This is a genomic window from Halobellus captivus, assembly GCF_007655485.1.
Classification (GTDB): Archaea; Halobacteriota; Halobacteria; order Halobacteriales; family Haloferacaceae; genus Haloquadratum; species Haloquadratum captivum.
Map to the genome: position 1 here is coordinate 655,999 of NZ_VJXQ01000002.1, position 12,580 is coordinate 668,578.

Here is a 12,580-nt window from a genome sequence, read left to right on the forward strand (position 1 = left end):
CGACCTACGTCCGGAAGTACAAAAAGAGCCGCGGCACGGGTCGCGTGCCGGAACCCCGCTCGGCATCGTGGATCACGGACCGAGCCACGGCCACGCAGCGCGGATCATTCATACGCGACAGCGGCAACAGTCGCCTCCGAGCCGAATATAGCTCTTGTGTCCGATTACGTGAAAATCAACCGCGGCCTTTTTCGACCCGCCATCCCTACGAGAGGACATGACAACACTGCGGGACGCGCTCCGGGGACTTCCGGAGTCGGTGTTCGCCGATCTGTTGGAGTCCGACGACGCCTATCGGATCGTCCTCGATCTCCCCGGAGTGACGGCCGAGACGGCCGAGATGCGCGTCGAACGCGGCCGACTCGTCGTCGAGGCGAGACGGGAGAAAGCGGTTCCCTCGGCGTTTTCGTACCTCGAAGAGGGCCGACCGCTGTTCGTCGACGCCGAACTGCCCCTCCCGCCGGACGCGACCGGGGCCGGGGCGTCCGCGGAGGTCGACCGCGGCGTATTCACCGTCACGCTGCCGAAGCGAGACGCCACGCCGGAGCGGACGATTCCGATCACGTCGGCCGGAGACGACGCCTAACAGCCGGGTGGGCACACTGGTGAACCTCCGCGCGTACTGGCGATTTCTCCTCGTCGTCCGACAGTTTCTCCCGCTGATCGTCGCCTACACCCGGGACCGACGCAGATACGTCCTCTTCGGGGGAAGTCGGCGCGTCGACGCCGAGACCCGAGCCGAACGAGCGGAGATCCTTCTGGAATCGCTCTTGACGCTCGGTCCGACGTTCATCAAGCTCGGACAGCTCCTGTCGACGCGACCGGACATCTTGCCCGCGGAGTACATCACCGTGCTGTCGAGCCTCCAGGACGACGTCCCGCCCGCACCGTGGGCGGAGTCGAGACAGGTCCTCGAAGCGGAACTCGGCCCCGTCGACGACGCGTTCGACGATTTCGACCGCGAGCCGATCAGCGGCGCGAGCCTCGGACAGGTGTACACCGCGCGCTACGACGGCGAGCCGGTCGCGGTGAAAGTGCGTCGACCGGGGATTGAAGAGCTCGTCGAGGCCGACCTCCGGGTAATTCGGTGGTCACTCCCGATCGTTCGACGGTTCATCGGACAGGGACGGGCGTTCTCGTTGGACAACCTGGCCGACGAGTTCGCGAAGACGATTCGTCAGGAGATGGACTATAGTCGGGAAAAGCGGATCCTCGAAGAGATCAAGGGCAACTTCGCCGACAACCCGAAGGTCCGGATCCCGCGGCCGATCGACGCGCGGTCGGGGCCGCGGGTGCTCACGATGGAGTACCTCCCGGGGACGAAGATCAACGACGTCAAAACGCTCGATGAGAAGGGGATCGACCGGACCGAACTGGCGACGACGCTCCAGCGGGTCTACCTACAGATGATCGTCGACGACGGCGTCTTTCACGCCGACCCGCACCCGGGGAATCTGGCCGTCACCGACACCGGAGAGATCATCTTCTACGACTTCGGGATGTCGGGGACGGTCGAGCCGTTCATTCAGGAGAAGATCATCGACTTCTACGTCGCCGTCGCGAACCAGGACATCGGCGCGATCCTCGACACGCTGATCGAGATGGGGACGCTCTCGCCGGAGGCCGACCGGCAGGTGATGGGCGACGTCCTGGAGTTGGCGATCGCCGACGCCCGCGGCGAGGACATCGAGCAGTACCGCGTCCAGCAGATCATCGAACAGGTCGAGTCGACGATCTACGAGTTCCCGCTGCGGCTACCGCGTAACCTCGCGTTGGTGCTGCGGGTCGCGACAGTCGTCGAGGGGGTCTGCGTGACGCTCGATTCCGAGTTCGACTTCATCGCCGTCGCGACCGACTATCTGCAAGAGGAGGGTTACTACGAGGAGACTGCGCGACAGCTGCTCGAAGAGGGCGGCAAACAGCTGCAGGAGACTTCCCGCGCGCTCTTCGAGGTACCGCCGAAGCTGAATCGAGCCCTGGACCGCGTCGAGAACGAGAACCTCACGGTCAACGTCCGGCTCGAAGACGAGAACGACGTGCTCGAGAAACTCGCCCGACGGATCGTCTACGGCCTCTTCGTCGCGGTCGGCGCGCTTTCGACGGCGATCCTATACGCCTTCGAGCCGTCGAGCGTCGTTCCGGCGGCCGTCGCCGCGGTGTTGACACTCCCCGCGCTCGTCGCGCTGTACCGGTCGTTCCGAAAGAAGCGAGGGATTCGCGCGAAACCGCAGTTCACTCGACAGAGTATGCGCGAGCGCGACCGAGACTGACGAGCCGCATCGCTCTCGTATGCTGTCCCTGTCGCGTTGTCACTGCCCCGCCGAGCCTGGCACGGGTCTGTCACGTTATCACGGCTGAGTATTTGACGCGTAGATTTATCCGGAGAAGCGGAGAGGTTCGCGTATGACGCGGTGGCGTGCCGTCGCGGGCGGGTTCGCACTCGCGGCCTCTAGCGAGGCACTCGTCTTCATCGCGACGGGACGCGTGACGCTCGTCGGCGGGCTCGCGGGGAGCGCCCTTGCGGGCTATCTCGCCGGGGACGAACCCTCAGAGGGCGCGTGGCACGGTCTCCTGACGGCGATGGCGTGGGGGATCGTTCTCATCCCGGGGCTCGTCGCGATGTCCGTCGTCACCGATGCGCCGCTACCGTTCCCGATCGAGTTCCTGCTTCCCTTCCTCGATTCGGCCGGAGAGGCGACGACGATGATCCTCCTGAGCGCGAGCCTACCGAACGTCGCCGCCGGGGCGCTCGGAAGCCTCACGAGAGCGCAGGATGAACGGACCAGCGATCAATCGAACGGGCGGCCGACCCCCCGACCGGCCGACGGAGAACCGGAGGACGCCTGACCGCGCGCAGACGGTCGTACCGGCGCGTCATCGCGCGTCGCGGCGTTTCCAAACCGTTTATACCGACCACACGTCAATCCCGACGTATGCCGAAAGAGCAGAAGCAGGTCCGCGAACTGCAGGAAGGCAGCTACGTGATGATGGACGACTCGCCGTGTAAAATCAACGCCTACAGCACCGCGAAGCCCGGAAAGCACGGGAGCGCGAAGGCCCGGATCGAAGGCCGTGGCGTGTTCGACAGCAAGAAGCGCTCGCTGAGCCAGCCCGTCGACGCGAAGGTGTGGGTGCCGATCATCGAGCGAAAGCAGGGCCAGATCGTCTCCGTCACCGACAACGACGCCCAGATTATGGACCTCGAAACCTACCAGACGTTCACGATGCGCATCCCCGAGGACGAAGAACTCTCGCCCGACGACGAGATCGAATACCTCGATTACGAGGGCCAGCGGAAGATCATCTGATCGGAGATGTTCCCAGGGGCGACCGCATCGCGTGCCGACGCCGCGTACGTCGTCGTGGGCGCCCCGCTGGATATCTCGACATCGTTTCGACCCGGGACCCGCTTCGGTCCCGAGAGAATCCGGCGGTTCGCCCGGCCGTTCGACGACTACGACCGGCGGACCGACCTGCGTTTTTCTGACTGTTCCGTCCACGACCACGGCGACGTCCGCGCGTGGGACGACGCCCCCGAGTACCTCGCGTGGCTCTCCGGCGAACTTGGAGACGTCGTCCGCGACGATGCCGTTCCGCTCCTCCTCGGCGGCGAGCACACCGTGACGGCCGCGGGCGTCGAGGCCGTCGATCCGGACGTGTTCGTCTGTCTCGACGCGCACCTCGATCTCCGGGAATCTTACGACGGCAACGCCTACAGCCACGCGACCGTGACGCGGAGAGTGGTAGATCACGCGAGCTCTCTCGACGCCGACGTCGGGGAAGCGATCATCCTCGGCGCGCGGACCGGTTCGCCCGAGGAGTGGGAGCGCGCCGAACGCGAGGACGTGACCGTCGTCGCCCCCGAGAACGTCGGCGACTTCGACCTCGAAGCGCACCTCGACGGCCGCCGCGCGTACCTGAGTGTGGATATCGACGCCGCCGATCCGGGATTCGCTCCGGGAACCGGGACACCGGAGCCGTTCGGACTCGCTCCCCGGGAGCTACGCGACGTCGTCAGAGCGGTCGCCCCCCACGCCGACGGATTCGACGTCGTGGAGGTCAACGACCGCGACGACGGGCAGGCGGCGTCGCTCGCGGCCAAGCTGTGTCGCGAATTCGTGTTCGCACACGCCGACCGGTGAGCCCGAAACAGTTCATACGGGTATGAGCGGTCCACACGCGCGGGCCGCGCGAACGAGTCCACGCTCGACAGGCCACGCGAACAGTTGATACAGATACAAGCGCCCGGCGTTCGTCGGGTGGGGTATGCAACTCTCGACACTCGCCGAGCGACTCGACAATCGCCTCGACACGGACGCGTACGCCGACGTCGACGCCAGCCCGAACGGCCTCCAGGTCGGCCCCGAGGAGATGGCCGTCGAGCACGTCGCCTTCGCGGTCGACGCTGCGGCGGCGACGATCGACGCGGCCGCCGACGCGGGCGCTGACGCGCTCCTCACCCACCACGGCCTCGTCTGGGGCGGTCTCGATCGCGTGACGGGTCGCGACTACGGGAACATCGCCGCGCTCGTCGAAAACGACCTCGCGCTCTACGTCTCGCACCTCCCGCTCGACGGACACGAGACGCTCGGGAACGCGGCAGGCCTCGCCGATCACCTCGATCTCGACGCCGACTCCCGCGAGCCGTTCGGCGCGCTCGGTCCCGTCACGATCGGTCAGCGCGGCCGCGCGTCGGAAGCGTACTCCGTGCCCGAACTGCGTGAGCGGCTTTCAGATCTCGACACGGACGAGAGAGAGCCGCACGTACTCGATTTCGGTCCTGAAGAGATTCGCGACGTCGCGATCGTCACCGGCTCCGGCGTCGACTGGCTGGGGGAGGCCGCAGACGCAGGCGTCGACGCGCTCGTCACCGGCGAGGGGAAACAGCAGGTGTACCACGAGGCGCGCGAGGCGGGCGTGAACGTCTTCTTGGCCGGGCACTACGCGACCGAGACGTTCGGCGTGGAGAACCTCGCGGGGCTGGTCTCCGAGTGGGGACTCCAGACGACCGTACTGTCGCACCCGACGGGACTGTGAGCGACAATAGAGCGAATACGCCCCCGGAAATCGACGAACCGCGACACATAACCGACCGGGTCGCACACGAACCGGTATGACCGAGGACGATCACGACGGGGAACCGCACACCCCACACCGCGAGGAGTTCCACGAGGCACCGATCGGGCACGCGCGGGTCCGCGGCGGGATGACCGTCGGCGAACTCGCCGACGAGTACGGCAAGGCTGGCATCGGCGCGGCGAGCGTCGACCGCGCCGTCGACGTCTACGCGGAGATGCTCGCCGACGAGGAGGTGCGGAACTTCTTCGGCCTCGCGGGCGCGATGGTGCCGACGGGGATGCGACAGGTCGTCGTCGACCTGATCCGCGACGGTCACATCGACGCGCTGGTGACGACCGGCGCGAACCTGACCCACGACGCCATCGAGGCGATCGGCGGCAAGCACCACCACGGCCGCGCGGAGCCGCACGACCCGCATCCGGCCGCGCCGGACGCCGAACCGACGGGCGAGACGCCGCGCGATCACGACGAACATCTCCGCGACGAGGGCGTCGACCGGATTTATAACGTCTATCTCCCCCAAGAGCACTTCGCGCTGTTCGAGTCGCACCTCCGCGAAAACGTCTTTCCCGCCGTCGAGCGGCGGGTGTCGATCCAGGAGTTCACCGCCGAGTTGGGACGGGCGAACGCCGAGCAGAATCGCGAACGAGACGTCGAAGAGGACGCGGGCATCGCCGCGGCGGCATACGAGCACGACGTCCCGATCTACTGCCCGGCGATCCAGGATTCAGTGCTGGGGATCCAGGCGTGGATCTACTCGCAGACCTCCGAGTTCGGATTGGATGCCCTCGGAGATATGACCCACCTCTCGGATCTCGCGTTCGGCGCCGAGCGCGCGGGCGCGATGGTCGTCGGCGGCGGCGTCCCGAAGAACTACGTGCTGCAGACGATGCTCACGATCCCCGACGCGTACGACTACGCCGTCCAGTTGACGATGGACCCAGACCACACCGGCGGGCTCTCGGGCGCGACGCTCGACGAGGCGCGGTCGTGGGGGAAGCTCGAAAAGTCCGCTCGAAACGTCACCGTCGTCGGCGACGCGACGATCACGCTCCCGCTGGTCGTCGCCGCCGCGCGGGAGCGGGCGGGCGAGTCGGGGATCTGAGCGCGTCGTCAGCGTCCGTGGCCTGCTGGATCGGTACATTCGGACTCGGGCTCGTCGCACGCGAACGCGAGACACGGAACGGCTATACGGCCTCAACTATTTTTGGGACGTATGAACTACGCAGATTCTCTCGACAGGGCGCTCGACGCGCTCCCGGAGCGGAACGAGGAGGAGTCGCGGCTCAGAATCCCCGATCCCGCGGGGGAGACCGACGGCGCGTTCACGCGGCTGACAAACATCGGTGACATCGCGGACGCGCTCGGCCGCGACGTCGAGCACGTCCACCGGAACATCCAGCGCGAACTCGGGACGAACGGCCAGCTCGAGGGCGACCGCGCGCGGTACAACGGATCGTTCAACGTGGCCGACTTCGAGGCCGCCATCGACGAGTACGTCGCCGAGTACGTCACCTGTACGGAGTGCGGCCTGCCGGACACCCGTCTCGTGACCGAGGACGGCGTAGATATGCTCCGCTGTGAGGCCTGTGGTGCCTTCCGACCGGTCGCAAAGCGCGCCGCCAAGACGCAGTCTCAGACCGGCCCGGCCGTCGAGGAAGGGGCGACCTACGAACTGGAGATTACCGGCACGGGCCGCAAGGGCGACGGCGTCGCCGAGAAGGGCAAGTTCACCATCTTCGTTTCCGGCGCGCAGGAGGGCCAGACCGTCCGCGCGATCATCGAGCGAACGAGCGGGACGCTGGCGTTCGCCCGCGTCGTCTGAGCGGCGTTCGGGTTTTTATCGCCTGTTCACGACCGATTCCGGAGCAACGACGATGACGGCCAGCAGCGAGAGCAGCACGAGGATCGCGGTGATGCGGAGGACGCCCGCGACCCGCCGTTGATCCTTCGGAAGCGACTCCGCGACGCCGGAGAGCGCGGAGCCAACGAGCATAAAGAGGCCGCCGAGGAAAGCGGACTCGCCGACGATCCAATTGTAGGCGTACAGCGCCGCGAAGGCGAGCGACCCGGCGAACATCACCGCCGCGGCGGGTCGGCCTGATGGCTCACTGAACAGCGCGTCGCGGAGTCTGGAGGGCATCGACGGACGGATTCGTCCGATGAGACATATAGGTGGCTGTCGGTTCGATCGTTGTCCGCGGCTCGCAACGCTCTTTGAACTCCCGTCGCTACAGTCAACCGGCCGATGACGACGGCACCGTTCCGAGCCGGGGTGGCACTCGGCGACGACGAACCCTATGAGTGCCGAGGCCCGTTTTCGATCCCCGTAGTTCCGAGAAGCGGTGAGCGACTGCCGGATACTCTCGGCTGCTAGCCGCGACAGTATCTGGAGACTACCGATTATAGTGACTACATAGTGATTTGCGCACAGCAATATGATCGAACGTATCATTTTGATGTTCGTTATATCGAACCAGCCCTCAGATCCGGATGAGACAGAGGCTGAGGAGAACCCTTCCGAGGCGACCTCCCGAAGCCCCGTCATCTGGTTGGTTCGGTGGGTTCTCCTGACCGGGGACCGACGGGTACTCGCACTCTTCACTGAGATCGTCATCCTGTTGACGCTGCTGACGGTCGGTACCGTCTGGGAGTTCGAGATGGAGCGCCTCGTCACCGAAACGCGGGCGGTCCAGACCCTGTTCAACACGCTCCTCGGTGGGATAATCCTCTTTGTCTCGGTCGTCCTCTCGATCAATACTGCGGCTCTCGCCCAGGAGTTCGCTCCCCTCCAAGTCAAACTGGCACGCATTGAGGATTCTATCGAGTTCCAGATCGAACTGGAGGAACTCGTGGACGACGGCATCAGTCCGGCCGGGCTACAGCCGTTTCTCCAGTACGTTATCAGGGCGATTCGCTCGGAAGCGGAATCGATCCGGACTATCGATGACTCAACGACAGACGAGCGAGCGCGGACGGACCTGCTTGCACTCGTCGACGATATCGACACACGATTGTCGCTGATCGAGGATCGGATCCGACAAACCGAACCTCGGATTTCGATCCTCCTTTTGAGCACGCTCGATTACCCCTATGCCCGCCACATCAACGTGACCCGCCGCCTGAAGGCCACCCACAAGGATGCACTCACAGAATCAGACCAGGATTCGCTCGCGGCACTGCTCCGTATACTCACGATCCTCGCGTCCGGTCGAGAGTACTTCACGACGCTGTATTTTAAGCGGGAACTCCGGAACCTCTCGAGTGCCCTCCTCGTCCTCTCGCTCCCGGTCATCGTCTTCACGTCGTACGTCCTGCTCGCGATGGATACCGGGCTCTTCCCGCAAACCACGATCCCTGGGATCCGATCACGACTCCTCTATGTCAACGTCGCGTTCGTCATCGCGCTCTCTCCGTATGTCCTTCTCAGTTCGTATATGCTGCGCATCCTTACCGTCTCGAAACACTCGCTCGAATCGACCGTATTCACCCTGGATTCTGATGTGGATTGAGGTTCGACAGATGATTCTGCACTCGGCCGACAGCCAACTAGCGGAACGACGTCGAATCACGTCGCAACCGATACAACGGTGGTCCGGGTCGGTACCGAGACGGCTGACTCGATAGGGCCGCAAAGAACAGCCACCATAGATAGATGTGCGTCGTGAGTACGGTGGCCACGTGACGCGACGTATCGACAGATCTGCACACTCGAGATTCACCCCTCGGCATCGAACTGCTGAACCTCGATGAATTCGACTCTGACGTTTACGTCCCGACCCGTTCGATCTTCGATCGCGGCCCCGAGATCCGCGGCGAGTCCGGGTGACGACGCACCGGCCGACCGGTGCACGACGACCCGAACGTCCGGGGACGTCGAGCCGGGGACGACGACGAACTCGACGCGGGTCTGGACCAGTTCGAGGTCTTCGTACGCCTCGTCGTCGAGGACGTCGCTGACGGCGCTGTTGACCTCGTTCTCGAACGAGGCCTGTGCGGTGAAGAGGCCTCCGGATCCGAGAACCGCGGCGACGAGCGCGACGGCGACGACGGCGGCCCCGAACCTGGGCAGCGACGACGTGTCGGCGTCCGTCGATCGGTACCCGAACGCACGGAGCGTCGCGAATCCCGCGACGTTGACCGAGACGAGGTTCGCGACCAGGAGAACCGCCGCACCGACGGCCACACCCGGTTCGCTCCACGCGATGCCGATACCGGTGGCGGCGGCCGCCGGGATGAGGGCGGCCGCGATCATCACCCCGACGATGGAGACGGGGAGCGCCGTCGCGAGGCCGACCGCGCCAACAATCCCCGCGGCGAGCCCGACCGCGAGCGTGAGCAGCCCCGGCGAGGTCCGTTCGCCGACCTGTGCGATCGTCTCCACGTCGACCGTGGGAGAGACGAACCCCGAGAGCTGTAACGCGACCCCGAACGCGGCCGCGCCGAGAATGGCGAGCGAGAGACTGAAGAGCTGCGCGCGCACGCCGTCGGTGAGCATCTCCCAGTCGCCGACCGTCGCCCCGACGCTCGCCGTGAGCGCGGAGCCGACCTGCGGAGCGATGACCATCGCGCCGACGACGAGCGCCGCCGAATCGACCAGCAGCCCCGCGACGGCGACGAGCGCGCTGACGACGGTCATCGAGTAGTACGGCAGCGGGTCGGGATGGAGGTCCAACGCCGTCGTTCGGAGTTCGTCGGGAGCGATGCTGTCGCCCGCTTCGGTGCCGGTGACGAATCGATTTTCGAGCTCCGCAAACCGCTCCGTTTGCGCCGATTCGGCAGCGAGAGTGACCATATAGCGTTGGTCGATTCCCGCCTCGTCGAACCGGTCTGTGAGATACTCGACGGCCTGGTTTGGAAGGGGAAACTCCACGAGAAGATCGTGATCAGTCGTCGCCGAACCAGTATCAGTAGCTGTCTCCGAACCTGCATCAGCAGCCGTCGCCGAACCTGCATCAGCAGCTGTCTTCGAATCGGTACCGGCAGTCTCGAACTCCACGCTCGCGGTCTCAAAGGTGAGGTAGTCGATCCCCTCCTCGTCGAGAATGGAAAGCACCGGCTCCCTGTGATCCTCCGAGAGGAGCAACTGGACCAGTCGCATAGTCGCTCTGCGGTTCGGCGACGTATTGCTATGCAGAGAATAACGGGTATCGATTGGGTATTCGAAGGCGTATCTACGAAAGAGGATGAGCAAAAGGAGGGAAACAGACGAGACTCCGGACCGGGCCGAACGGACTGAGGTTACGACACCTCCGTTTCCATCGCCGTCCGTGCCCGGTCGATCGCCGCAGTCAGGCGCGGGTCGATCGCCGCCACGGCACTATCGCTGTAGGCCCGCTGCCTGTCGCCGGAAAGCAGTTCGAGCGCCTCCTGCAGGAGTGAAATGACGTTCGAAAGCCGCTCGTTCGCGGCGTCTGAACCGTCACGTTCTGCGATTCGCACCGCCGATTCAGCCTCTTCACGGGCGCGAGACAGACGGTCGAGCACCGGATCGTCGTCGCCGACGTCCTCTCGGACGGTGGCAGCGAGTTCGTGGAGATCGGCGAGTTCATCGCGAAGCACGCTCGCAATCGATCGTTTCCCGGTTTCGACGTCCTCCCGGACCACCTCGAAGTCGTCGTCGAAGTCGTCCGGACCGACCCGGTAGGCCCCGCGAGTCCCGTTCCGATCGACGATTTCGACCGTGTAGCGCCCCCCGCGGTGGACAGCCACAGCGAAGCGATCCGATTCGACCGGCTGACCGTCGAAGACGACGCCAGCGTACGCTTCGATGACGCGGACGCGAGAAACGCCGTTTGCGTCCCGCCCGTCGCCGCGGATCCAGCCAGCGTCCTCGTTGGTGACGAGCGTCAGCTCCCCGTTCGTACCCGTCCGGACGAGCCCACCCTCGTGGACGAACCGGTAACCCAGTGGCGCGAATCCGGGCGCGTTGACGACCAACTGGTGTGCTCCGGGCTCGACGTGGAGGTAGCCGAACACGCCACCGCGAGTGACCGTGGCCTCCGGGCTCTCACTCGCGAGTCGGACTGCAGCCTCGATCGGTAACGCGTGGAGTGAGACGTCGATGAGTCCATCGAGCGCGTCCCGAGCTTCGTCTGAGACTCGATCCAACGCACCGTCGGACCCGGTGGCGAGATAGCGGACGCGTCCGACGACGCGGTTCGACAGGCCCGACGGGGCGCTTCCGTCGATTCGACGTCTGTGAGCGGGATCGGTGACATCGTCGAGCGGGTTGCCGTAGCGGTCCTGCTCCCACGGGATGCCGACGGACGTGATGTGGTCGGCGAACTGCTCCTCGACGAATCCGGGAATCGCGAATTCGAAGCTCAACTGCGGCCCGACGAAGTCCGAGACGGCGTCCCGAACCGCGGTGAGCGGCGCGAGCCGATAGTCGCCGTCCGACGCTGTCGAGCTCTCAGAATGCGTGAGTACGAGTCCGGGCTCGCGGAGGGGGAGCCCCATCGGCGGGCGCGGAATCCCGTGCCAGTCCTCGACGGTCACGCGTTCGTCGATGAAATCCGCTCGATCGACCGACAGCGCCGGGTGCTGGTCGAGCCGATACCCGTCGAGTTCCGGCATCGCAAACGGGAGTCTCGCGCCCTCGTCGCGCGGAAGCCCGTAGGCGAACGGGGCGGCCAGGTTTTGTGTGACGTCCAAGATGTCGTTGGTCACGTCCGACTCCCACTCGCCCGTGGAGAGCCGTTCGAAGCTCGGGATCACGCCGTTGACCTCGCTGGCGCTCGAATGCGACCCGACCTCCGAGAGGATCCCGATCCGGCGGCCACCGGAGAGATCGGGATCGAGGAATTCGTTGTTGGGGCTCCCCCTCGCGTGTGCACTCGCAGACAACAGAATCGGAGCGTCAGTTTCACGATCAACGAACACCTGGAGCAGTTCCCAGTCGTGCCAGTGGAAGTTGACCGTGAACTGATCGAACACCGAATAGCACCAGTACTGGACGACGTCGACGCCGTCGACCGCTTCGACGACGTTGTAGAACACCGTCGGGTCCGGTGGTGCGCCGGTCTCGGCGAACGCGCTCGAATACTCCGCAAGCGCCGTAAACCCGTCGACGACCGGTTCTCCCTCCGTCTCGACGACGTACTGTCGCGGGTCGGTAGGAAACCACTTCTCCAGGTCGCCGAAGTACAGATCCGGTGCGTACCGTCGAACTAATTCGGGTACTGCATCGGGTTCGTCGCTGTCTGCAGACGGGTCATCCCCCTCCGTCGGCACCGCCGTCGGCGTCGACGCGGGGTCCGGCGTCTCATCCGAGCGGGTCGCGGCCCACGCCCCGGCGATGCCGCTGCCACCGAGAACGGCGAGCGCAGCGTACGTGAGGAACCGACGACGGGACTCAGATGGCCGCTTGCCGCCGTCCTCGTGAGGAACTGACATCGCTACTCTGAGAGCGTAGTACGCGAGTGGTGTATAATTAGTTTCCTGACAGAACATCGTCGGATTTGCAGCTGATAACCGTCACATTTGCGACAGAGGACCG

12 protein-coding genes are annotated in these 12,580 nt (G+C 65.2%); 9 read left to right on the top strand and 3 right to left on the bottom strand.

What is annotated here, in order from left to right; translation table 11 throughout:
• The first annotated feature begins 217 nt into the window (after positions 1–217).
• From FJT57_RS08650 to FJT57_RS08685, 8 genes are all read left to right on the top strand, one after another.
• A complete protein-coding gene (locus tag FJT57_RS08650; RefSeq protein WP_144904167.1) occupies positions 218–586 on the top strand; it encodes an Hsp20/alpha crystallin family protein in 369 nt (122 codons plus the stop codon).
• A 7-nt stretch (positions 587–593) separates the two neighbouring features.
• The gene (locus FJT57_RS08655; protein WP_144904169.1) at positions 594–2,270 is read left to right on the top strand and encodes an ABC1 kinase family protein; all 1,677 of its coding nucleotides are present in this window, start codon (positions 594–596) and stop codon (positions 2,268–2,270) included.
• 133 nt (positions 2,271–2,403) lie between these two features.
• Positions 2,404–2,847: a DUF5518 domain-containing protein gene (locus tag FJT57_RS08660; RefSeq protein WP_162524320.1), complete on the top strand. Its 444-nt coding sequence runs from the start codon at positions 2,404–2,406 to the stop codon at positions 2,845–2,847.
• A gap of 86 nt (positions 2,848–2,933) precedes the next feature.
• Positions 2,934–3,308, top strand: a complete 375-nt coding sequence (locus tag FJT57_RS08665; protein WP_144904171.1) for a translation initiation factor IF-5A — start codon at positions 2,934–2,936, stop codon at positions 3,306–3,308.
• 6 nt (positions 3,309–3,314) lie between these two features.
• Positions 3,315–4,142 (top strand): agmatinase, encoded by an 828-nt coding sequence (gene speB, locus FJT57_RS08670; RefSeq protein WP_144904173.1) that lies wholly within the window; start codon positions 3,315–3,317, stop codon positions 4,140–4,142.
• A gap of 124 nt (positions 4,143–4,266) precedes the next feature.
• Positions 4,267–5,037: a Nif3-like dinuclear metal center hexameric protein gene (locus FJT57_RS08675; protein ID WP_144904175.1), complete on the top strand. Its 771-nt coding sequence runs from the start codon at positions 4,267–4,269 to the stop codon at positions 5,035–5,037.
• Positions 5,038–5,113: 76 nt separating this feature from the next.
• Positions 5,114–6,184 carry a deoxyhypusine synthase gene (locus FJT57_RS08680; RefSeq protein ID WP_144904177.1) on the top strand — a complete coding sequence of 357 codons (1,071 nt, stop codon included), beginning with the start codon at positions 5,114–5,116 and terminating at the stop codon, positions 6,182–6,184.
• Between the two features lie 111 nt (positions 6,185–6,295).
• Positions 6,296–6,904 carry a translation initiation factor IF-2 subunit beta gene (locus FJT57_RS08685; protein ID WP_144904179.1) on the top strand — a complete coding sequence of 203 codons (609 nt, stop codon included), beginning with the start codon at positions 6,296–6,298 and terminating at the stop codon, positions 6,902–6,904.
• A gap of 15 nt (positions 6,905–6,919) precedes the next feature.
• On the opposite strand, the gene FJT57_RS08690 is transcribed toward FJT57_RS08685, so the two are convergent.
• Positions 6,920–7,222, bottom strand: coding sequence for a hypothetical protein (locus FJT57_RS08690; RefSeq protein ID WP_144904181.1), 303 nt, complete (start codon positions 7,220–7,222; stop codon positions 6,920–6,922).
• A gap of 316 nt (positions 7,223–7,538) precedes the next feature.
• On the opposite strand from FJT57_RS08690, the gene FJT57_RS08695 reads away from it, so the two are divergent.
• Positions 7,539–8,591 (top strand): hypothetical protein, encoded by a 1,053-nt coding sequence (locus tag FJT57_RS08695; protein ID WP_238993947.1) that lies wholly within the window; start codon positions 7,539–7,541, stop codon positions 8,589–8,591.
• Positions 8,592–8,797: 206 nt separating this feature from the next.
• Here the strand turns inward: FJT57_RS08695 and FJT57_RS08700 are convergent, their stop codons facing one another.
• A complete protein-coding gene (locus tag FJT57_RS08700; protein ID WP_144904183.1) occupies positions 8,798–10,180 on the bottom strand; it encodes a DUF389 domain-containing protein in 1,383 nt (460 codons plus the stop codon).
• Positions 10,181–10,320: 140 nt separating this feature from the next.
• Entirely contained in the window at positions 10,321–12,477 is a 2,157-nt protein-coding gene (locus FJT57_RS08705) for a hypothetical protein (protein WP_144904185.1), read from the bottom strand.
• Positions 12,478–12,580: the final 103 nt, after the last annotated feature.

Bases quoted from the DNA above. Each gene is read 5' to 3' on its own strand.
- FJT57_RS08650 (WP_144904167.1), top strand. From the start codon at position 218: ATGACAACACTGCGGGACGCGCTCCGGGGACTTCCGGAGTCGGTGTTC.
- FJT57_RS08660 (WP_162524320.1), top strand. From the start codon at position 2,404: ATGACGCGGTGGCGTGCCGTCGCGGGCGGGTTCGCACTCGCGGCCTCT.
- FJT57_RS08665 (WP_144904171.1), top strand. From the start codon at position 2,934: ATGCCGAAAGAGCAGAAGCAGGTCCGCGAACTGCAGGAAGGCAGCTAC.
- speB (WP_144904173.1), top strand. From the start codon at position 3,315: ATGTTCCCAGGGGCGACCGCATCGCGTGCCGACGCCGCGTACGTCGTC.
- FJT57_RS08675 (WP_144904175.1), top strand. From the start codon at position 4,267: ATGCAACTCTCGACACTCGCCGAGCGACTCGACAATCGCCTCGACACG.
- FJT57_RS08680 (WP_144904177.1), top strand. From the start codon at position 5,114: ATGACCGAGGACGATCACGACGGGGAACCGCACACCCCACACCGCGAG.
- FJT57_RS08685 (WP_144904179.1), top strand. From the start codon at position 6,296: ATGAACTACGCAGATTCTCTCGACAGGGCGCTCGACGCGCTCCCGGAG.
- FJT57_RS08690 (WP_144904181.1), bottom strand. From the start codon at position 7,222: ATGCCCTCCAGACTCCGCGACGCGCTGTTCAGTGAGCCATCAGGCCGA.
- FJT57_RS08695 (WP_238993947.1), top strand. From the start codon at position 7,539: ATGTTCGTTATATCGAACCAGCCCTCAGATCCGGATGAGACAGAGGCT.
- FJT57_RS08700 (WP_144904183.1), bottom strand. From the start codon at position 10,180: ATGCGACTGGTCCAGTTGCTCCTCTCGGAGGATCACAGGGAGCCGGTG.
- FJT57_RS08705 (WP_144904185.1), bottom strand. From the start codon at position 12,477: ATGTCAGTTCCTCACGAGGACGGCGGCAAGCGGCCATCTGAGTCCCGT.